At 55.2% G+C, this 20,232-nt stretch carries 18 protein-coding genes; 2 read left to right on the forward strand and 16 right to left on the reverse strand.

Annotated features, from left to right (window positions below):
- Nucleotides 1-144 precede the first annotated feature (144 nt).
- Nucleotides 145-1,338 carry an enoyl-ACP reductase FabV gene (gene fabV / locus ACMV5H_RS19955; protein WP_021177880.1) on the forward strand — a complete coding sequence of 398 codons (1,194 nt, stop codon included), beginning with the start codon at nt 145-147 and terminating at the stop codon, nt 1,336-1,338.
- A gap of 64 nt (nt 1,339-1,402) precedes the next feature.
- Here fabV and uspE read toward each other — a convergent pair whose 3' ends face one another.
- From uspE to dalD, 5 genes are all read right to left on the reverse strand, one after another.
- Nucleotides 1,403-2,365 carry a universal stress protein UspE gene (uspE, locus tag ACMV5H_RS19960; protein WP_021806484.1) on the reverse strand — a complete coding sequence of 321 codons (963 nt, stop codon included), beginning with the start codon at nt 2,363-2,365 and terminating at the stop codon, nt 1,403-1,405.
- A 126-nt stretch (nt 2,366-2,491) separates the two neighbouring features.
- Nucleotides 2,492-3,256 carry an FNR family transcription factor gene (locus tag ACMV5H_RS19965; protein WP_021177882.1) on the reverse strand — a complete coding sequence of 255 codons (765 nt, stop codon included), beginning with the start codon at nt 3,254-3,256 and terminating at the stop codon, nt 2,492-2,494.
- Nucleotides 3,257-3,665: 409 nt separating this feature from the next.
- Nucleotides 3,666-4,955, reverse strand: coding sequence for an MFS transporter (locus ACMV5H_RS19970; protein WP_186629223.1), 1,290 nt, complete (start codon nt 4,953-4,955; stop codon nt 3,666-3,668).
- Nucleotides 4,956-5,012: 57 nt separating this feature from the next.
- Entirely contained in the window at nt 5,013-6,476 is a 1,464-nt protein-coding gene (gene xylB, locus ACMV5H_RS19975) for a xylulokinase (RefSeq protein ID WP_179247512.1), read from the reverse strand.
- A gap of 12 nt (nt 6,477-6,488) precedes the next feature.
- Nucleotides 6,489-7,874, reverse strand: a complete 1,386-nt coding sequence (gene dalD / locus ACMV5H_RS19980; protein ID WP_179247511.1) for a D-arabinitol 4-dehydrogenase — start codon at nt 7,872-7,874, stop codon at nt 6,489-6,491.
- A 188-nt stretch (nt 7,875-8,062) separates the two neighbouring features.
- On the opposite strand from dalD, the gene ACMV5H_RS19985 reads away from it, so the two are divergent.
- Entirely contained in the window at nt 8,063-9,010 is a 948-nt protein-coding gene (locus ACMV5H_RS19985) for a sugar-binding transcriptional regulator (protein WP_021177886.1), read from the forward strand.
- On the opposite strand, the gene ogt is transcribed toward ACMV5H_RS19985, so the two are convergent.
- The 11 genes from ogt to ACMV5H_RS20040 all read right to left on the reverse strand — a co-directional run bounded on the left by ogt (nt 9,007) and on the right by ACMV5H_RS20040 (nt 20,068).
- Nucleotides 9,007-9,531 carry a methylated-DNA--[protein]-cysteine S-methyltransferase gene (gene ogt, locus ACMV5H_RS19990; protein WP_021806480.1) on the reverse strand — a complete coding sequence of 175 codons (525 nt, stop codon included), beginning with the start codon at nt 9,529-9,531 and terminating at the stop codon, nt 9,007-9,009. The genes ACMV5H_RS19985 and ogt overlap by 4 nt on opposite strands.
- Before the next feature lie 212 nt (nt 9,532-9,743).
- Nucleotides 9,744-10,055, reverse strand: coding sequence for a hypothetical protein (locus tag ACMV5H_RS19995; RefSeq protein WP_414822336.1), 312 nt, complete (start codon nt 10,053-10,055; stop codon nt 9,744-9,746).
- A gap of 341 nt (nt 10,056-10,396) precedes the next feature.
- The gene (locus ACMV5H_RS20000; RefSeq protein WP_414822337.1) at nt 10,397-11,251 is read right to left on the reverse strand and encodes a tagatose bisphosphate family class II aldolase; all 855 of its coding nucleotides are present in this window, start codon (nt 11,249-11,251) and stop codon (nt 10,397-10,399) included.
- A gap of 9 nt (nt 11,252-11,260) precedes the next feature.
- Complete coding sequence (locus ACMV5H_RS20005) at nt 11,261-12,424, reverse strand: SIS domain-containing protein (RefSeq protein WP_414822338.1); 1,164 nt, start codon at nt 12,422-12,424, stop codon at nt 11,261-11,263.
- 59 nt (nt 12,425-12,483) lie between these two features.
- The gene (agaR, locus tag ACMV5H_RS20010) at nt 12,484-13,254 is read right to left on the reverse strand and encodes a transcriptional repressor AgaR (RefSeq protein WP_179245826.1); all 771 of its coding nucleotides are present in this window, start codon (nt 13,252-13,254) and stop codon (nt 12,484-12,486) included.
- Nucleotides 13,255-13,587: 333 nt separating this feature from the next.
- The gene (locus ACMV5H_RS20015) at nt 13,588-14,496 is read right to left on the reverse strand and encodes an ROK family protein (RefSeq protein WP_021806476.1); all 909 of its coding nucleotides are present in this window, start codon (nt 14,494-14,496) and stop codon (nt 13,588-13,590) included.
- Between the two features lie 19 nt (nt 14,497-14,515).
- Entirely contained in the window at nt 14,516-15,787 is a 1,272-nt protein-coding gene (locus tag ACMV5H_RS20020; protein WP_414822339.1) for a Gfo/Idh/MocA family protein, read from the reverse strand.
- Between the two features lie 17 nt (nt 15,788-15,804).
- A complete protein-coding gene (locus ACMV5H_RS20025; RefSeq protein ID WP_021806474.1) occupies nt 15,805-16,941 on the reverse strand; it encodes an ABC transporter ATP-binding protein in 1,137 nt (378 codons plus the stop codon).
- A gap of 24 nt (nt 16,942-16,965) precedes the next feature.
- Nucleotides 16,966-17,784, reverse strand: coding sequence for a carbohydrate ABC transporter permease (locus tag ACMV5H_RS20030; RefSeq protein WP_021806473.1), 819 nt, complete (start codon nt 17,782-17,784; stop codon nt 16,966-16,968).
- Between the two features lie 10 nt (nt 17,785-17,794).
- Entirely contained in the window at nt 17,795-18,736 is a 942-nt protein-coding gene (locus ACMV5H_RS20035) for a carbohydrate ABC transporter permease (RefSeq protein WP_021177896.1), read from the reverse strand.
- A gap of 78 nt (nt 18,737-18,814) precedes the next feature.
- Entirely contained in the window at nt 18,815-20,068 is a 1,254-nt protein-coding gene (locus ACMV5H_RS20040; protein ID WP_414822340.1) for an ABC transporter substrate-binding protein, read from the reverse strand.
- Between the last annotated feature and the right edge of the window lie 164 nt (nt 20,069-20,232).

Raw genomic sequence — 20,232 nt, forward strand, 5'->3', positions numbered from 1 at the left:
AAGGCAGATCCCTGACGGAATTTGTGCTTAATTTAACAAGATTTGCGCAACATTTGTGCAATCTAACACATCAGATCACAAAAAAGGGACACAATGAGTTATCTTATGTCCCGATTTCATCCCTTTAACGGATCCTAGACCCATATGATTATCAAACCTAAGGTTCGCGGCTTTATCTGCACCACCACTCATCCGGTCGGTTGTGAAGCCAATGTTCGTCGTCAGATTGCCTACACCAAGGCACAGGGCAAGATTGCCAATGGCCCTAAACGTGTGCTGGTGATCGGTGCATCTACCGGTTATGGTCTGGCTTCCCGTATTGCCACCGCTTTTGGCAGCGACGCCGCCACCATTGGCGTATTCTTCGAGAAAGCGGGCAGCGAAAGCAAAACCGCCACCGCTGGCTGGTACAACTCGGCCGCTTTCGATAAAGCCGCTAAAGAAGCTGGCCTGTACGCGAAAAGCGTTAATGGCGATGCCTTCTCCAACGAATGCCGTGCCAAGGTGATTGAGCTGATCAAAGCTGACCTGGGCCAAATTGATTTGGTGGTTTACTCACTGGCTTCGCCGGTGCGTAAAATGCCAGATACCGGCGAAGTAGTGCGTTCCGCACTGAAGCCAATCGGTGAGGTTTATACCACCACCGCTATCGACACCAACAAAGACCAAATCATCACCGCTACGGTTGAACCGGCGAGCGAAGAAGAGATCCAGAACACCATCACCGTGATGGGCGGCCAGGATTGGGAACTGTGGATGTCGGCTTTGGAAGAAGCGGGCGTGCTGGCCGAAGGTGCCAAGTCCGTTGCTTACTCGTATATCGGTACCGACCTGACCTGGCCAATCTACTGGCACGGTACGCTGGGCCGCGCCAAAGAAGATTTGGATCGCGCAGCTACCGCTATTCGTGGCGATCTGGCTGCCAAGGGCGGCACCGCACACGTTGCCGTGCTGAAGTCCGTGGTCACTCAAGCTTCTTCGGCCATTCCGGTAATGCCGCTGTATATCTCCATGGCCTTCAAGATCATGAAAGAGAAGGGCATTCACGAAGGCTGCATGGAACAGGTTTCCCGTTTGATGCACACCCGTCTGTACGGCGAAGAGATGCCGCTGGACGATCATGCCCGTATCCGTATGGATGACTGGGAACTGCGTGATGATGTGCAGCAGGCCTGCCGCGATCTGTGGCCGTCAATCACTTCGGAAAACCTGAGTGAACTGACCGATTACACCGGCTACAAGCAGGAGTTCCTGCGCCTGTTCGGTTTTGGTCTGGAAGAAGTGGACTATGACGCGGACGTTAATCCAGACGTACGTTTCGATGTGGTAGAGCTTTAATTTCCTACCCCAGAAAGTTAAACAGGGCCCGATTGGGCCCTGTTTGTTTTATAACGCACCGAAATCAATCCTCATCGTCGTGCTCGTCGTCTTCATCCATCACGATCGGGCAGTCGAAGTCATCCGGCTTGAGCACCAGCAGGTCACATTTCAGATGGTCGATCACCTGTTCCGCGGTATTGCCGATAAACGCGGCAGAAATACCGGTGCGGCCCAAGCTACCTAACACCACCACGCCCGCTTGCAAATGCTCGGCCAAATCCGGGATCACCTCCTCCGGCAGGCCTTTCTCCACGTGGGTGAACTCTTCGTTGATGTGGAATTTTTGCCTTAACGCCTTCATGGCGATCAGGTGCTGCCCGCGGATTGCATCGTTATAGATGCTGGGGTCAAAATCGGGCAGTTCGATGGCGATATTGATCGGAGTAACCGGGTAGGCACCCACCAGGTGTACTTCGGTTTGATCGACGTTTTGCGCCAGTTCGAGCGTTTCTTGCACCAGCCGGATATTGAGTGGGTCATGATAAGGCTCTTCGCTGGAGAGGTTGACCGCCACCAGCGCTTTACCCCCTTCAGGCCAGGGTTGGTCTTTCACCATCCACACCGGGCAAGGGCATTTGCGCAGCAGATGCCAGTCCGTCGGGGTGAAAATCACCGATTCCAGCCTGTCGTGCTGATGGGCCATTTTCAACAGTAAATCGTGCTTGCCGCTCAGCACTTCCTGAATGATCGCCTCATAGGGACGATTGTGCCACACCACTTTGATTTCAATGGGGACACCGTCTTCAAGATAGAAGCGGCATTGCTCTTTAATCCACGCCGCCCGTTGGCTAATCACCCCTTGCCGCATCGCCGTTCTTTCGTCAGGGGAAAGCAGGGTGGTCATTTCGTAAGAGAAATCATAGATAGGAAGGAAGGCCTTAATCCGCCCGCCGTTCCGCTTGATCAGGTAAACTGCCCGGCGCAGCGCCGGTTGATCGTCCTGATTGGGGTCAATAGCCACCAGTAGATTCTGATACTTCGCCATAGGGCCTCCTTACAGCTGTAGATCAACAGTCTGTTCACATACAGAGTAACCCAACATTGAAAAACAGAACAGCGGCAGAGGGGGGCTGGGCCAACAATTTCAGCGAATTATTGGCCCAGTAGGGGATCAGGCGCTTACGGAGACGTTGATGCGTGCGGCACCCGCCAGTTGTGACAGGGCGTCTGCGTTTTCGATGGTGATGTATTTGCCTTTCACGCTGAGGATTTCGCTTTTCTGGAAACGCCCCAACAGGCGGCTGATGGTTTCCACCGTCAGGCCCAGATAGTTGCCGATATCGCCACGGGTCATGGTCAAACGGAACTCACGCGGTGAGAAGCCACGTTCGGCAAAGCGGTGCGACAGGTTATAGACGAAAGCGGCCAGGCGCTCTTCGGCGTTCTTCTTCGACAGCAGCAGGATCATATCCTGGTCGCCTTTGATCTCACCGCTCATCAAACGCATGATTTGCTGGCGCAGATTAGGCATTTTGCCCGAGAGATCGTCCAGCGTTTCAAACGGGATTTCACAGACCATGGAGGTTTCCAGCGCCTGAGCGAAGCTTGGGTGCTTCAGGCCACCGATGGCGTCAAAGCCCACCAGATCGCCCGCCAGGTGGAAGCCGGTAATTTGTTCGTCACCCTGTTCGGTGATGGTGTAGCTTTTGATGGTCCCGGAGCGGATGGCGTACAGTGATTTCAGTTCGTCACCGGCTTTAAACAGCGTTTGGCCTTTCTGGATCGGCTTTTTCCTCTCGATGATGTTGTCGAGTTGGTCCAGCTCATGCGTATTCAGCGTAAAAGGAATACACAATTGGCTGATGCTACAGTCTTGGCAATGGATCGCACAACCACCAGACTGGATACGACGAATCACGCGTTTTTCCGGGATCATAGATTAAGCTCACGCAATAATTGATATGAGTCAATTTTAACATCTTTTGCGGCAGGTGATAAGTACAGCAAGAACAACAATGGCGACATTTTGTGTGATTTTTAAACAGGTCTATTGCTCATCATTCCGTAGCATACTGATGTTTAGTGATTTATTGACTTCGGAAAAGGCTGGCTGATATTGACTAAAACCATATGAAAAACGAATAAATCTCGCATTATCATCGGCTTTCTGCGATTAGTCTTATCGATTGTAGGGGTATGGGTGGGCAGATAGCTTTCATCCGTGATGGTAACGTAGGTTAACGAGTAAATATTTTTACACAAATCCGTGCGGTGAATGAGCCCGCCAGTGATGACCGTACTGTGCAGGAGCGAACGGGCGCAGCATGCTGCGCCCAGCTTTAAAGTCAGGCGCTATTTTTAGCCAAAGCATCATTAGCCGGAACATAGCGCGGGACGTTGTTATGTCCTGGCTGGTCGACTTTGACGATCAGCGTCAACACCGCCGCCACCAGATACAAACCGGTATACACCCACACTACGCCTTCGATATCAAAGAAGGGCAGCACTATAGAAGCGATGGCCGGGGCCGCGAAGTTGCTCAGGCCAGCGGAAAGGTTATAGATCGATATAGCTGCACCTTTGTGGTTGGGTTCCAGTACCGGAAACACTGCGGTCATAGGGACGAAGGCCGCAACGGTGATCCCAAGCATCACTGCGGGCACCAGCGCGATCCAGAAGTTATGGCCAAAATGCACCGGCAGGTAGTAAAACGCCAGGCTGGAGATGGCGCAACCGATGCAGCCAAACCAGCGCACCTGGCGCAGCCAACCGATTTTCTCCCCCAGAATGCCCCACATAATGTTGGTGAAGATGGTGACAAAGAAGAACACCGCCCAAATTTGCAGCCACTCGGACATGCTAAAGCCCAGCCGGCCTACGTACAGCATCGGCATAATCACCGCAAAGCCAAACAACGACAGCGTGTTGATGATGCGGATCAGGCAGGAGAGGAAGATATTGCGGTTGGTGAACAGGATAGTCACCGCGCGGGAAAGCTCTTTGAGTTTCTCCTGCGGTGAAAGGTCGGCCTTGGGGCTGGCTTCACCCACGTTGCGCAGCAGGAACATCGCCATCAAGCCACCGGCAGCCACCCAGACAATGGCAAACCACAGAGTGCCGGTTTCGCCCATCAACGGAATGGTAAAGCTGGGCAGATAGCTGCCGACACAGCCGATGCCGATCGAGTACATAGCCCAGAACCAGCCCATCGCGGAAGAGAGCTGCTGTTTAGGGACGTTCTGTACCACCAACATCACAAACGAATAGATAAACAGCGGATAGGCCAGGCCACGAATGCCGTAAAACAGCAACATCAACGGGTAGTTACGCATCCCCAAGCCAAACAGCATAAACAGCACGTGCATTACCAGCCACAGGATAAAGCCGATGCGCATGGCTTTTTGTGGCGTGATGATTTCGGCCACCACGCCGGAGCTCCAGGCCGCCAGCGCCGCTGCCAGACCATACACGGTAAACACCAGCGCCGACTGTGCCGGTGTGAACCCCATATCGGTGATGTGTTTAGACAGAAAGGCCATCTCAAAGCCGTCGCCGCTCATGAAAATGGCAATGGCGATGTAGCCCCAGAACAGGTTCATCGGTAGGCCGAACCAGTGTTTATGTGTTTGTGGCATAACAAACTCCAGGATAGGTGTAAGGGTACAGTCTTATTATTTTTTACCGCGCCGGGATCATGCCCGGCGCAGGGCCATTTGTTGTTGATAGAGCTGACGGTAGGTGGCCAGACGTTCCGCGAGCAGAGGTTGGCGTTCGCCGTCCGGCAGGAAGCGCCGATCGATGGCGGGTTTGTGGCAAACCTGCTCCACCGTTCCACCCGCCGCCAGCCATCCCAACCGCGCCGCGCCCAAAGCGCCGCCGGCTTCACCGCCAAGATGGGTGACCACCGGCAGATCGAGCACGTCGGCCATCAGTTGCGCCCAATGTTCGCTGCGAGCGCCACCGCCAATCAGTGAACATTGTTCCAGCCGAGTTCCGGCTTGCGAAAGAACGTCCAGGCCGTCCGCCATACCGAATGCCACGCCTTCCAGCACCGCATAGCCCATTGATGCACGCTGATGGCTGTGTGTCAGACCGTGGAACGCGCCGGTCGCCAGCGGATCGTTGTGTGGCGTCCGTTCACCGGACAGGTAGGGTAAAAATACCGGGGCCAAGCGCTGTTCCGCCAGGTTCATCTGGGCGATTTCGGCCAACAGCGTGGGTTCATTGCTGCCCACCAGTTGGCAGAACCAGCGCAGGGCACTGGCGGCAGTAAGCATCACGCTCATCTGATGCCAGCGCTCAGGCAAGGCATGGCAAAACGCATGGACGGCGGATTGTGGATTGGGGCGGAAGCGATCGTTCACGGCGAACAGCACGCCGGAGGTCCCCAGCGAGATAAATGCATCGCCTGGATTAACCGCGCCAATGCCCACCGCGCTGGCTGCGTTATCTCCACCGCCACCGGCAATGATAATATTGTCAGCAAGGCCCCAGGAGCGCGCAATATCGCCTTTCAACTGGCCGGAGACTTCGCTGCCTTCTACCAGACGCGGCATCTGATCGCGGTTGAGGCCACAGGCAGCGAGCAAGGAATCTGACCAATCCCGCTTGCCCACGTCGAGCCACAGCGTGCCAGCCGCGTCCGACATATCCGAAACCTTGTCGCCACTCATCATCCAGCGCAGGAAGTCCTTGGGCAGCAGCACGGTGGATATTTGCGAGAAGATTTCCGGTTCATGCCTGGCAACCCATAACAGCTTGGGCGCGGTGAATCCCGGCATCGCCAGGTTACCGGCAATGTCATGCAACTCCGGTGCGTTCTGCGTCAACTGCTTGCATTGTTCGGCGCTGCGAGTGTCATTCCATAAAATCGCCGGGCGCAAAACCTGATTATCACGGTTGAGCAGCACCGCTCCGTGCATTTGACCGGAAAGCCCCAGCGAGCGGATCTGCGGCCACTGTTGCGGAATTTTGGCGCGCAAACGGCTCACTACCGCCTGCGTTGCTCGCCACCAATCGGCCGGGTCCTGCTCTGCCCAGTGGGGATGCGGACGCTGTACTTCCAGCGGCTCACCGGCGCTGGCGATCAGGGTGCCGTTGTCATCAATCACCACGGCTTTGATTTCTGAGGTGCCTAAATCCAGTCCTAGATACATGGTTCGCTCCCTTTATTGCGCCAGCCAGTGATTAACCCGATCGATGGATTGGCGCAGCAGTTGGCTAAAGGCACGGCTGTGGGCCAAGGTGCTGAACAATTTCTCATCTGAGGCAAATACCGCCACCGGATCGGCCGCTGCGAACATCTGGTGGACAGCGGCGGCGTCCAGAATACCGTCCTGATATTCATAAGGCAGTTGGCCTTGGTGCCAGCGCTGCATAAAGACAAAGAACAGGGCAGGCAGCATGGCCGTGGCTTTCGGCTCCTGGCCGCGCTGATAACACTCTTGCAGCGTTGGGGTAATGAAACCGGGGATTTTGGAAAAACCGTCGGCGGCAACGCGCTGGTTGGTATCGCGAATATAGGGGTTGCTAAAGCGTTCCAGAACCACGTCACGGTAGGCGGCCAAGTCGAGCGGGCTCGGCGTCAGGGAAGGGATCACGTCCTGGGTCACATAATCATAAGCCAACTGGTGGATGGCCGGGGTGCCGGTGCTTTCATGAATAAAGCTTTGGCCAATCAGCGTACCAGCCCAGGCAATGCAGCTATGGCTGGCGTTGAGGATGCGGATCTTGGCTTCTTCATAGGGCAGCACGGATTCAACCATTTCGACGCCGACGTTCTCCAACGCTGGCCGCCCGTTGATGAAATCATCTTCGATCACCCATTGGATAAAGGCTTCCCCCATTACAGGCGCACGATCCTGGAAGCCGGTGGCTTCGGCAACGCGCTCGGCAACCTCCGGCGCTGGCCGTGGTGTGATGCGATCAACCATGGTGTTGGGGCAGCGGGTGTGGCTATCGATCCAGGCGATCAGCTCTGGTTCTTTACGCAGTTGCAGGAACTGCATCAGGCCGTGACGGAAGCGTTCACCGTTATGGCGCAGGTTATCGCAGTTCAATAACGTGACAGGGTCACCATTAAGCTGCTTTCTGCGTGCCAAGAGCTGTGCCATGGTGCCGTAAATGGTGCGGCAGGCGCCCAGCAGATCGGCCTGAATATCGGCGTTAGCGCGATCCAGATTGAACTGGTTATCCAGATAATAACCACCTTCGGTAACGGTGAAGGAAATGACTCGGGTTTCTGGTTTGGCCCCTTGCGCTGTCAACGCAGCCAGTTCGTTATCCCAGGGAATGACCTTGCTGATGGAGGTAATGGTTTCGTACTGGCGAACGCCCTGTGGGGTGACGGTTTCCAGCACGTATTGGCCTTGTTGCTCAGCCAGCGTATCCAGTAACGGCGTGGCGTCATCGCGAATGTTGGCAAGCGCAATCGACCAGCGGCTATCGCCCGCTGCAATCAGGCGATGTAGATACCAGGCCTGATGAGCACGATGGAAAGATCCGGCGCCAATATGCAGCCAAATGGCCTGGGAAGAGTTCACTGGTTTGCTCATAACGTTCTCCACTAAAGGTTATTTTAGGGCATCCGCCCTTACATTGGGCATTTGCTCCATTGATAGCGATAGATTAAATAAACTTTTGCCCTTTAAATGGGCTTTAGCTCACAAATGTGCAAATCGGCCTCTGCGGGCAGGTGGAATGCCGGTAAAATGACGCCATCAGGGGTAGCGGGTGAAACAACATGGTCAAACACGATAAGAAGCTGGATCAGGCGGCGCGCGCCGCCTGGATGTATTACGTGGCCGGACAGACTCAGAATGAAATTGCCGAGGCGTTGGGCGTATCGCGCCAGGTTGCACAGCGGCTGGTGGCATTGGCGATCGACAGCGGTCTGATCAGCGTCAACATTTCCCACCCGGTAGGGCGCTGCATGGAATTATCGGCCCGTCTTAGCGCACGCTATGGCTTAACGCTGTGCCAGGTGGTGCCCAGTCAGGGAATGGAGAGTGCCGGAATAAACCGCGCAGTGGCGGTAGCCGGGGCTGAAGTGATGGCGCAGTTTTTGCGTAGTGAACAGCCATTGAACATTGGGGTGGGTTCAGGCCGCAGCCTGAAGGCGGCGATCGATGAGCTGCCGGAATTGGAGCGGCCACAGCATAGCTGCGTTTCGCTGATCGGGGCGATCGCGGCTGATGGCTCCTGTACCCGCTATGACGTACCGCTGTGGATGGCAGAGAAAACCCAGGGCCGCTACTTTATCCTGCCCGCACCGCTGTTTGCCGATAGCGAACAGGATCGCGCCCTGTGGTGCAACCACCGCATTTACCGCACGGTGAACGACAAGGCCAGCCAGGCCGATGTGACCTTTATTGGCATTGGCACCATCGAATACCACTGCCCACTGCACAAGGATGGGTTTATCACCGCAGAAGATGTCGATCGTCTTTGTGAGTCTAACGCAGTGGCAGAAATGCTCGGCCATTTTATCGATCCGCAGGGCCAGCGGGTGGCCAGCGAACTCGATCGGCGGCTAACCAGCGTTAATCTGCACCAACGGCCGGAAAAACCGGTGATTGCTCTGGCAGGTGGTGCGGAAAAACATCAGGCCATTCGTGCGGCCTTACTAGGCCGCTGGATCAACGGCCTGGTGACGGATGAGGAAAGCGCGTTGGCGCTGCTGGCCGATTAAATCAGATCCTGGGGCAGGAAACCTTCATGTTTCAGCAGCCATTGTTTGCGCTGGACCCCTCCGGCGTAACCGGTCAGCGCTCCCTGAGAGCCGATCACTCGGTGGCAGGGCACTACGATACTGATTGGGTTAGTGCCGTTAGCCATGCCAACTGCGCGTGATGCGGTTGGCCTGCCAATGCGCTTGGCCAATTCCCCGTAGGTGATGATCTCCCCACAGGGAATTTGCCGGAGTTGCTGCCAAACGGTGCGTTGGAACTCGGTGCCCGCAGTCATCACCGGCACAGTGTCGATGACTGCCAACTCGCCAGCAAAATAGCGCTGCATCACTTCCGTCAGGCCGCCGGGGTTGGCTTGCTCCTGTATCACGAAGGGAGAGGCTCGATAATGGCTGTTGAGCAGCTTCATCAGGCGTGCCTCGTGATCGGTCCAGTCCAGCGCGCGCATCCGTCCTTGCTCATCGCCGATCAACACCAGTTCACCGACCGGCGTCGGCATACGATCAATAAAAAAGGTCAGCATGTTGTTCACTCCTTGCGTTTGATAGGGCGATTATTACATGAAAGAGCCGGATGTGATGGCGGATTTCGGACATGCTGATGGGGCGGGGGCTATAGGGAAAAACAGGGTACACCCAAGTAGGTATACCCCGAGAGGTGAAACGCCAAAATGTTAGTAAAAACACAAAGTCATTTTCGATGACTAATTGTATGACATAATTCCGTCGATTAGGATTAATTGTAAATTAACGTAATTCGTTGTAGAGAAGGGTCATTAAACACTGATTCACGAATGGGTTTTCCCATTAATTCCGAACCCATATTATCCAATGGCATTTGGATAAATTCATTGGTGTTGAAGGCGGTTTCACGATAGCAACTGGATATGTATTGACCATCATTGCGCGAAATCTCGCAGGTTGGGGCGCTGATTTTGCCGGAAAACTGGATGCTCCCGGAGATGGCGTTGTGGCTAACCTCTTGTTTTGAATGAGATGAAACGGGTAATGCTGCCAGCATGGCCAAAGCCGTAATAATAGATTTCATAAGCTATTCCTATTAGCATAAAGTAAAACCATCCATTAACAAAAAAGTCGATTATTGTCTAAAAAACAAACTTCCATTGTCTGGTGATTTAATTTCCAACGTGACTATAATGTATTGAGTAAATAATAATAACAGCAATCGTTCGTTAATTGAATTTAATAGTAGGGATGGCCAGGCAGTAAAACCATGATTTAGATCATAGTGGGGGGAATTTAGGGGCGATGTGAGTATTATTACTTTTGATGCTGCTTATAATAACGGGTGTGACTTTAAATAGCGATATTAATGTTAAGGCCGCATATTTATCGTTATTCTGCGGCCCTTAATCTAACGCTTTGGAGTTACAGCATCCCTGCGCTGCCACAGATACGGATCTTTTCTGCTACCACTTCTTTCATCGCCAATTTACCCGGAACGATGTATTTGCGCGGATCGTTGGCTTCGGGATGTTGCGAGAAATAGCTCTTCACCGCATCGGCAAAGGCGATTTTAAGTTCGGTAGCCACGTTCACCTTACACACCCCCAGCGAGATGGCTCGCTTGACCATCGCTTCCGGGATACCGGAGGCACCGTGCAGCACCAACGGGATCTCCAGCTGTTCGCGGATCAGCGCCAGACGGTCAAAATCCAGCTTGGGCTCCCCGTGGTACAGCCCATGAGCCGAACCGATGGCGACGGCTAGGGAGTCGATCCCGGTAGCCGCGACAAACTCGCGGGCGGCTTTTGGGTCGGTATAAAAACCGTCTGCGGCATCGACAATCAGATCGTCTTCCTGGCCACCCAGGCGGCCTAGTTCCGCCTCTACGCTAGCCCCATAGCGATGGCATAACGCGACGGCCTGCGCAACCAGCGCGATGTTCTGCTCAAAAGGCAGGTGCGAGCCATCGATCATCACCGAGCGGATCCCGGCTCTGACCTTGGTGGCGATATCTTCGAGTTCTTCGTGATGGTCTAGATGCAGCGCCAGCGGCAGGTCATGGCGCTGGGCTGCCGAGCGGCAAATTCCCACCAGATAGTCGGTACCCGCATAGCTAAAGGTGCCCGGGGTCCCGGCGATGATCACCGGGGATTGCAGTTCAGCGGCGGTTTCTGCCACTACCTGCACCGTTTCAAGATTGTGTACGTTGAACGCTGGCACGGCATAGCCCAGCCTTTGCGCTTTCAACAGCATTTCACGGTTGGATATCAGGTACATAACGGCTCCTCACAGCTCGGTAGCAGAGTAGGGATAAATGGTCACGCCTTTTACCACGCGGTTGACTTCCCCGGTTGGGCAGGGGTTATCCGGCGTCAGGCCGCGCGCCAGCGAGGTTTCAAACGCCAGCATTTGGGCAAACAGCAGATAGGGGAACAACAGCCAGATATCGTCGTCGGCATGATGCAAATCGGACTGGCCCGTTTTCTCCGTTGGCGAATTACCAAGACCAACCATTTGCCTGGCCAAACCGTCACGCTGGAGTTCGTCCCACAGATCCTGCTCATAACGCTCGGTATAGCGGTTGCTGGAGAGCATCAGCAGTACCAACGTCTGTGGATCGACCATAAATTTAGGGCCGTGACGCAGGCCTAGCGGCGAGTCATAGCGGGTGACGATCTGCCCGGCGGTCAGTTCCAACACTTTCAGCGAGGCTTCCTCCGCCAGGCCGGTGAAACAGCTACTGCCGAGCACGATGTAACGGCTAAAGCCGCTGCTGGCCAGGGTTTTTACTTGGGATTGCAGCGATTTACGCAGTTCTCTACAGCGCTCGATCATCTGTGCCAGTGGTTGCTTGGCGGCGTCCAGGGAATAGGGGCCTAACAGCAGCGCGGTGCTCAGCATCATGCAGCTGAAGCTGGAGGTCATGGCAAAGCTCTGGTCGTTTGAACCCTGTGGCATCACCAGGGCACAGACGTTTTTACGGCCGTGGGCATAGTTGGCCAACTGGCTATCCGGGTTGCACACCAGCATCAGGTGATAGCACTGGGGGAGCAGTTGATCTGCCAGCGCTACCGAGGCGACGCTTTCGGGGCTATTGCCGGAACGGGCGAAAGAGACCAGCAATGTCGGGCGTGATGGGTCGAGAAACTGCTGCGGATTGGCGACGATATCGGTGGTGCCATAGGCCGCAACATCCCGGCCGGTTTTTTCCCTCAGCCATGGGGCCAAGGCCCGGCCGGCAAAGGCTGAACTGCCAGCACCGCACAGCACAATCTGCAGGCGCGGGTTTTGCAGCAGAGGCGTCAGGAAAGCGGAGCATTGCTCCTGTTGGGCGACCAACTGCTGGTGCAAGGCCGCCCAAAGGTCCGGTTGCTGCCAAATCTCACGGGCGGTATGCAGCGCATGATGTTGCTCCAGCCAGTCCGCATCGTAAGAAAAATAACCTGTCATGATGGTAACTCCTTAAAAAACAATCGGTTTATACCTGATAAATGCCTGTTGATGCCTATTTAGTGGTCGGCGATAATCACCTGGACCCCCAGGTTTTGCAGCGCATGCAGGTAATTGGCTGGAATGCGGCTGTCGGTCACCAATCGGTGGATCTGGCCGATCTCGCGGATCATGCAGAAGCTGCTGCGGCCAAACTTACTGGCGTCAACCACCGCAATCACTTCGCGGGCCACTTCGCACATGGCGCGGTTAAGCTGGGCCTCACCAGGATCTGGCGTGGTGATACCGCCCACCAAATCAAAGCCGTCAACGCCGAGGAAAAATTTATCAAAGCGATATTGGCGGATGTGCTGCTCGGCAGCGGGGCCATACAGCGACCAGGACTTGCGCCGCACGCTGCCGCCGACCACCATCAAATCCACCTGTTCGTTACTGGCCAATTCGAAGGCGATATTCAAGGCGTTGGTCATCACCACCAGGTCTTTCTTGCCGGCCAACTGGGTGGCCATCTGGCTAGTGGTGGAACCCGAGTCGAGAATGATCGCGTCACCGTCGTTCACCAATGCGGTGGCGGCACAGGCAATGGCGAATTTCACATCGCGGTTGATGCGCCCCTTGTCCTGGAGCGGGCGATCGAAGGCGAACTGTTTATTGAGCATCGCGCCGCCGTAGGCCCGTACCGCACAGCCACTTTTTTCCAGATGGCGCAGATCGCTGCGTATGGTGACGGTAGAGACGGCAAATTGGCTGCTCAACTGTTCCACGCGCACCGTGCCTTCACGACACAACTGGTCGATAATTAATTCTCGCCGTTTAACGGTATTGATCATGAATAGCTGACTCCTGATTTACCCGTAGCAAACCCTGGCCGTGGCATAGGGGCCACAGCAATCGTTACAGGCGTATTTTCAGTCTTTCGTTGCAAATTACAGCAAACGAAACCGCGCAACGCAATCGAAAAATTTAAATATAATCTTATATTTCAACAGGTTATTGTTGCCGCATCTTTCGGTTGGTCATCAATCGAAAGCCGCATGGAAATAAACTGAAAACCGGTAATGCCTTATTTATTCGGCTAATATCCCTTTTGCCGCGCCAATTAATTCCGCCGTGGATGAAAGCTACCCACGATGAATAATGCGGGTGAGCTTTCCTTATATTTTTTATTGCCAGCTTTGGCGCAACAGTGCCGCACCGCGTACGCCACTGCTGTCGCCATACACCGGGGGATAAACCATCGCCGGTTCTGTCCCTGGCAGTAGCCAGCGGCACATGGCGGCGGGCAACTGTGCATAGAGTTCACTTACGTTAGAAAGCCCGCCCCCTAACACGAAAGCGTCCACATCCAGCAACAGTTGCAGGCTGGCCAACGCGCTGGCCAGGATATCGATGTAGATCCCCATCAGGTGTTGCGCTAATGGATCGCCCTGACGGTAACTGGCGATCAGGGCCGGGACGTTGGCGGCACTATGGCCAAAGTGTTGGCTCAGGGCCAGCAGACCGCTGCCGGAGACATAACGCTCAAAGCAGCCGGTCAGGCCGCAGTTGCAGACAAACAGCGGCAGATCGTAACGCTGAGCCAACTGGGCCGAGATGGGTGTATGCCCCCATTCCCCAGCCAGCCCATTGCGGCCCTTGTGGAGCCGTTTGTTCATCACCAGCCCACCGCCAGCGCCGGTACCGATGATGGCACCAAACACCACTTCCAACCGTTCGGTCTGGGGCGTGCTGGCCTCCGAAAGTGCAAAACAGCGGCAATCGTTTTCAATCTCTACCGGTCGCGACAGCTCTTGAGTGAGATCGTCCGCCAGGCAGTGGCCCGTCAGGCAGGGCACGTTTACCGCCAACTGCTTGCGGCTGCGTGGGTCGGTGATCCCCGGCAAGCCAATGCCGATGCTGCCTTGGGTGTGCAGGCTGCGATCGGCCTGGCTGACCAACTGCGCGATACAGGCGAGAAACTCGCGATAGTCGCCGGTGGGTGTACTGACACGCTGGCACAGCACCTGATTCAACTGGGCATCATAGGCGGCCATTTCGATTTTTGTGCCGCCAATATCAAAACCGTAACGCATAGCATGAGTAGCCACGGCTTTACTCCTCACCCAAGGTGATGACGGCGTTTTCCCGGCGGGCGCGTTCGGCGGCAAAGACCATCAGGTGGCTCTGCAACGTTTCCTGCGGGCCAGACAGCACCTGCGAAGGATCGTTGGCGCGCACGGCAGCGATAAAGTGCTGCATCAGATAATAATCGCCGCCGCCGTGGCCAGACATGGTGTGCAGGTCTTCGGCCTCGTCCACGTCATACAGCGTTTCGCGGTCGTCAAGGAAGGAGGTGATGCGGATGTAGCGGCCATCGCCCTCCAGGCATCCCTGGCTGCCAAAAATGCGCGTTTTGCGATCTTCCATTTTGGTAAAGGCGGTCATGGTAAAGGCGGCGGTGCGGCCACCGCTAAACTGCATATTCACCACCTGATGATCCACCACGTTGTTATCACAGCGGTAGACACAGCGACCATAAGGGCCGTTGCGCAGCGCGGCGACCAGATGTTCCTGATCGACTTCTGGCGTCAGCACCCGCAGGAAGCCCGGCGTTGCCTTGTGGTTTTCGCCAAGGTAGATGCGTTTGGCGGAATAGGGGCATTCGGCCTCAACGCCGCAGTCCAGGCAGTTATCCGCTGCGCCCTGAGGCTGGTTTTCCTGGCGGAAGTGGCGTAATCCACCGAATGAGCTGACCTGCTCGCAAGGCGTATCCATCACGTAACGGATCCAGTCAATATCGTGACAGGATTTTTGCAGCAGCATAAAGGCTGCCTGCTGGTCGTTGCGCCAGTTGCCACGCACGAAAGAGTGAGCCTGATGCCAATAGCCCACCGGCTCCAGATGTTGCAGGCTAACGATGTCGCCAATGACCTTATCGCGCAGCAGTTGCTTGAGTTTCTGGGTATAGCGGGTATAGCGCAGCACGTGCCCGACGGAGAAGATGATCCCCTGGCGCTCCACTTCTTCAACGATGGTGCGGCACTCACTGGCATCAGGTGACAGCGGTTTCTCCAGCAGCATGTGATAACCCTGTTTGGCGAAGGCCAGGGCCGGTGCCAGATGCAGGGTATCTTGGGTGCAAATCATCACCGCATCGGCCAGTTTGCCTGCCGCCACGGCCTGCTGCCAGTCGGTAAAGACGTTTTCGGGCGAGATGCCGTGCTGAGCCACAAACTGCTGGCGATAGGTATCGCGCGGTTCAGCGACCGCCACCACCTGCATCAGTTCTGGGTGAGCCAATGCATAGCGAGAGTAAATCTCCCCACGAGCACCGGCACCAATCACCAACACGCGTACCAGACGGCCAGTAAAGTCATTAGACATTGCAAAGTACTCCCAAATTATCCCAGTGACTGGGTAGCGTTATTATTCAGGTTGTCACCGCTGGCCTGATCGAACAGGTGGGCGCGGGCCAAATCAAACGTCAAATGGATCTGTTCGCCGATGCTCGGTTCCCAGTCTGGCTGAGACGCAATCCGCAGCACGAAGCGTAATCCGGCCAGTTCACAGTGCAGCAACTCTTCGTTGCCCATGCGTTCAATGGTGGCGATACGGGCCGGGAAACAGTTTTGGGTGCCGGCAGCACACAGGCGCAGCGCTTCAGGGCGAATACCCAGGCAAACGCGCTGGTGCGGATAGTCTTCCAACTGTTTTTCCAGCGCGGGCGGCAGGGTCAGCAGATAGCGATCGTCGATACGCAGCTGTGTTCCCTGAGCATTACGCAGCAAGTCCAGATCGTGCAGGTTCATCGACGGGCTGCCGATAAACTCGGCGACAAAGCGGTTGGCGGGGTGGTGATACAGGTTGATTGGCTTGTCTACCTGCATGATGGTGCCCCGATTCATCACGCAGATGCGGTCGCCCATGGTCATCGCCTCGACCTGATCGTGCGTCACATACACCATGGTGGCGGCAGCACCCTCCTGTTTCAGTCGGTTGTGCAGTTCGATGAGCTGCACGCGCATGGAAACGCGCAGCTTGGCATCTAGGTTGGAGAGCGGCTCGTCGAACAGAAACACCTTGGGTTTACGCACGATGGCACGCCCAACTGCCACGCGCTGGCACTGGCCACCGGAGAGCTGGCCGGGTTTGCGATGCAGCAGATTGGTGATTTCCAGCTTCTCGGCAGCATCCTGTACCCGCCGGTCGATTTCAGCCTTGCTCTCTTTACCAATCAGCCCAAAGGCCATGTTCTTGTAGACGGTCATATGTGGATAGAGCGCATAGTTCTGAAACACCATGGCGATGCCGCGATCTTTGGGCATGGTGTCGTTAACGCAGCGGTCGTGGATCATGATTTGGCCTTCGCTGACGCTTTCCAGCCCGGCGATCATGCGCAGCAGGGTGGATTTGGCACAGCCGGACGGGCCGACAAACACCATAAACTCACCGTCCTTGATATCCAGATCCACGCCATGCAACGCCCGGAAACCGTTGGGATAGACCTTTTTCACACTGTTTAATTGAATACCGGCCATGTCTGTTTACCTTATTGTTCGCTGTTAGCCTTTAACGCCAGCGCTGGCGATGCCCTGGATGAAATAACGTTGGAAAAGAATGAACAGCATCAGCATCGGGATCACCGCCATCAAGGCACCGGCCATCAGCAGCGGGTATTCCACTCCGGCACGGCTGGACAGCGAAGCCAACCCCACCGGCAGCGTCAATTTTTCGGTGGTGGTGTTGACGATCAATGGCCACATCAGGTTATTCCAGCTCCACAAGCCGTTAATGATGATGCAGGCGATGATGCCGGGGCGGATCAGCGGCAGCATGATGCGCCAGAAGATGGCGAAGTAGCTGTAGCCGTCGATCAGCGCCGCTTCCTCCATCTCCTTAGGGACTGCCAGGAAGAACTGCCGCAGCAGGAAGGTGGCGTAAATGCTGAAGATCCCCGGCAGCACCAGGCCGGTAATGCTGTTGACCAGCCCCATCTTCTGCACTACCAGGAACTGCGGGATCAGAAATGCCTGGCCCGGCACCATCAGGATCGAGATGCACACCAGAAACACCGCGTCACGGCCACGAAAGTGCAGGCGAGAGAAGCCATACGCGGCCATGGTGGCGATCACCATTTGCAGCGTCACGGTGGAGAAGGTGGCCAGCAGTGAGTTGATATAAAAATCCGCGAAAGGGATCTCGCGCATGATCTTGCCGTAGGCCTGCAAGCTGGGGTTTTCCGGCAGCAGGGTCAGCGGGATCTGGATGCTTTCGGCCTGGGTTTTCAGCGAAGTCACCAGCATCCAGATAAAGGGCACCACCGAGGCCAGCGCCGCCAGCGTCATAAACAGATAGACCAGGGCTCGTTTGCTTATCGTCATCAATGGCTCCTCAGCTCACTCTCAGGCGTTTGCCGATCGCCATCTGCACCAGTGTGATCACCAGCGTCACGGCGAACAGCACCACGGTAATGGCAGAGGCGTAACCTTTCTCTTGCAGATAGAAAGCGTATTTGTAGAACAGATTGGTGATGGTCATCACGTCACCTTCCACCAGCGCTCGGTCGAACATCAGGAACACCACGTCGAAGATTTGCAGGATCTCGATAAAGCTCATCACCGACACAAAGAACAGCGTTGGTACCATCATCGGCAGCGTGATAAAGAAGAAACGGCGCAGGGTGCTGATACCGTCGATATCGGCGGCTTCATACAGCTGACGGGGGATGCTTTGCAAACCGGCCAGCAGGATGATGATTTTCAGCGCCAGCGACGACCAGATAATGATGATGGACACGCTGATGCGTACCACGTCCGGATCGGAGAGCCAGGCGACCGGCGTAATATGCAACAGGTTTAGCCCCTGGTTAATCAGGCCAAAATCCTTGTTGAACAACCACTGCCACACCATTGCCACTGCGGCAGGCATGGTCACCGCCGGTAGAAACAGCAGGGTGCGCAACAACGCTTTGCCACGAATGTTCTGGTTAAGCCCAATCGCCAGCAGCAACGACAGCAGCAGGATCACCGGCACGCACACCACCACATAAAACAGGGTGTTGAAGGCGGCGGTATAGAAGTCATCGTCCTCAAACAGGTTGATGTAGTTGTCAAAGCTGATGGTCGTCCAGCTCATAAACTGGTTGAGGTCGGTAAAGCTGTAAAAAATGTTCTGTAAAAACGGGATGAAGTAAAATACCGTCAGGCCGATCACCAGCGGCAGGATCATCACCCAGCCCCAGAAGCGTTCGGCCCGCTCCAGGCGGCTTAATGCGGCACGAGGTTTGCTCTTTGCCTGTTTTATGTTGGCCGTAGCCGTTTCTGCCAGCGACATGTCGCCATTCCTCACCTTTGACTGCTCAGTGTTTCCGCTGCGACCTACCCTCGGGTAGGTAGGTCGCAGCGGGGGGAATTACTGCTCCATGATGCGTTCGATCTTCTTGATCGATTTATCCATTTCCGTACGGGCATCCGCGCCCATAAAGATTTTCTTCAGGCTGCCGATCCACATGTTTTGCCACTTCGGCGTGTTGGTGCCTGCGGTTGGATAGGCCTCGGTCACTTCCAGCGTTTGGATGTACGGGCTGACGTCAACCTTTTTGACTTCCTCTACCCAGGCTTTAGCCGCGACCTTGTTGGCCGGGATCACCACTTTCGCCAAAGTGGCCTGCGAGGCTTCGCTGCTCATAAACTCGATGTACTTCCAGGCTTCTGGCTTGTGGTTACTCTTGGCGGACATGGCATAGGCCAGGCTGTGAGCCACGCCAGACTGGCGCTCGATCTTCGGCATCATCACCACGCCGATATGGTCGTTGATCAGCGGATTGTTGGCGAACGGTGCGGCCAGCCAGGAACCGGCATACACCATGGCGGCGCGGTTGGACTGGAAAATGTTCTCGGTCTTCACTTCGCTCATCTGCTGGGCGGTCGGCATCAGGCCGTCTTTCATCATCCCTTGTAGCTGCTGGTAGACCCAGATGGCGTTGTCGTTGGCGATATCGGTCGGTTGGCCATCTTTTGGCACGATATGATTGCCTTTCTGGAACAGCAGGTTCATATAGCTGTCCTGGCCGTCGATGCTGAGATCCATCACCAGCGGGAAGGCGCTGCCCTTCAGGCCGGTTTGCAATTCGGCGGCCTTCTTCTTCATGTCATCCCAGGTCCAGTCGCTGGTGGGATAGCTGACGCCAGCCTGATCGAACAGTTTTTTGTTGTACCACACGGCGATGGAGTCGACGTCGCGCGGGATGGCCATCTGCTGGCCGTCGAATTGATAAGCCTTAACGGAGCTGGCGACGATATTATCCAGATTGACCGTGCCGTCTTTTAAATAATCGCCCAGCGGTTGCATAATGCTGTTTTTGGCATATTGCACAAAATAGGGCATGTTAATCCAGAATATATCCGGTGCGACACCGCCGGCAGCGGCGGAGTCTAATTTAACAAAGTATTGCGCGGCAGGCGTTAATTCTATTTCCACTTTGATATTCGGGTTGGCCTGCTCAAATCGCTTGGCAATTTCCTGTTCGGCAGGTAATTGGTTTCGATCCCAAACCGCATAACGCAATGTTATCTGGTCGGCGGCATATAACATGGTCGGCAACAATAAAGCGGCTGCAACAGCGGAATGCAACAGAAAACGTCCGGCGTTTTTTCTAGGTGACATTGCTTTACCCTCGGTGTTGGCGAATACATTTTTTGGTGAACGTGATTTCTTTCTATCCCTTAACTTTCAATGTGTCAATGCAGCCCTTTTGCCCAAAAATGGGGCGCGTATCTTTCACTGTTGTTAACAACGAAAGGTCAAAGCCACCAACCGAAAGGCTTTTT

Origin of the sequence: Serratia sp. N21D137, from assembly GCF_047530005.1 — a bacterium.
GTDB classification, from domain to species: Bacteria; Pseudomonadota; Gammaproteobacteria; order Enterobacterales; family Enterobacteriaceae; genus Chania; species Chania fonticola_B.

Excerpts from the sequence above, each read along its gene's own strand:
- ACMV5H_RS19970 (WP_186629223.1), bottom strand. The coding sequence starts at position 4,955 with ATGCCACAAACACATAAACACTGGTTCGGCCTACCGATGAACCTGTTC.
- ACMV5H_RS19965 (WP_021177882.1), bottom strand. The coding sequence starts at position 3,256 with ATGATCCCGGAAAAACGCGTGATTCGTCGTATCCAGTCTGGTGGTTGT.
- ACMV5H_RS19995 (WP_414822336.1), bottom strand. The coding sequence starts at position 10,055 with ATGAAATCTATTATTACGGCTTTGGCCATGCTGGCAGCATTACCCGTT.
- ACMV5H_RS20020 (WP_414822339.1), bottom strand. The coding sequence starts at position 15,787 with ATGTCTAATGACTTTACTGGCCGTCTGGTACGCGTGTTGGTGATTGGT.
- fabV (WP_021177880.1), top strand. The coding sequence starts at position 145 with ATGATTATCAAACCTAAGGTTCGCGGCTTTATCTGCACCACCACTCAT.
- ACMV5H_RS20030 (WP_021806473.1), bottom strand. The coding sequence starts at position 17,784 with ATGACGATAAGCAAACGAGCCCTGGTCTATCTGTTTATGACGCTGGCG.
- ogt (WP_021806480.1), bottom strand. The coding sequence starts at position 9,531 with ATGCTGACCTTTTTTATTGATCGTATGCCGACGCCGGTCGGTGAACTG.
- agaR (WP_179245826.1), bottom strand. The coding sequence starts at position 13,254 with ATGATCAATACCGTTAAACGGCGAGAATTAATTATCGACCAGTTGTGT.
- ACMV5H_RS20025 (WP_021806474.1), bottom strand. The coding sequence starts at position 16,941 with ATGGCCGGTATTCAATTAAACAGTGTGAAAAAGGTCTATCCCAACGGT.
- ACMV5H_RS20035 (WP_021177896.1), bottom strand. The coding sequence starts at position 18,736 with ATGTCGCTGGCAGAAACGGCTACGGCCAACATAAAACAGGCAAAGAGC.
- ACMV5H_RS20015 (WP_021806476.1), bottom strand. The coding sequence starts at position 14,496 with ATGCGTTACGGTTTTGATATTGGCGGCACAAAAATCGAAATGGCCGCC.
- ACMV5H_RS20000 (WP_414822337.1), bottom strand. The coding sequence starts at position 11,251 with ATGTACCTGATATCCAACCGTGAAATGCTGTTGAAAGCGCAAAGGCTG.
- ACMV5H_RS20005 (WP_414822338.1), bottom strand. The coding sequence starts at position 12,424 with ATGACAGGTTATTTTTCTTACGATGCGGACTGGCTGGAGCAACATCAT.
- ACMV5H_RS20040 (WP_414822340.1), bottom strand. The coding sequence starts at position 20,068 with ATGTCACCTAGAAAAAACGCCGGACGTTTTCTGTTGCATTCCGCTGTT.
- xylB (WP_179247512.1), bottom strand. The coding sequence starts at position 6,476 with ATGTATCTAGGACTGGATTTAGGCACCTCAGAAATCAAAGCCGTGGTG.
- ACMV5H_RS19985 (WP_021177886.1), top strand. The coding sequence starts at position 8,063 with ATGGTCAAACACGATAAGAAGCTGGATCAGGCGGCGCGCGCCGCCTGG.
- uspE (WP_021806484.1), bottom strand. The coding sequence starts at position 2,365 with ATGGCGAAGTATCAGAATCTACTGGTGGCTATTGACCCCAATCAGGAC.
- dalD (WP_179247511.1), bottom strand. The coding sequence starts at position 7,874 with ATGAGCAAACCAGTGAACTCTTCCCAGGCCATTTGGCTGCATATTGGC.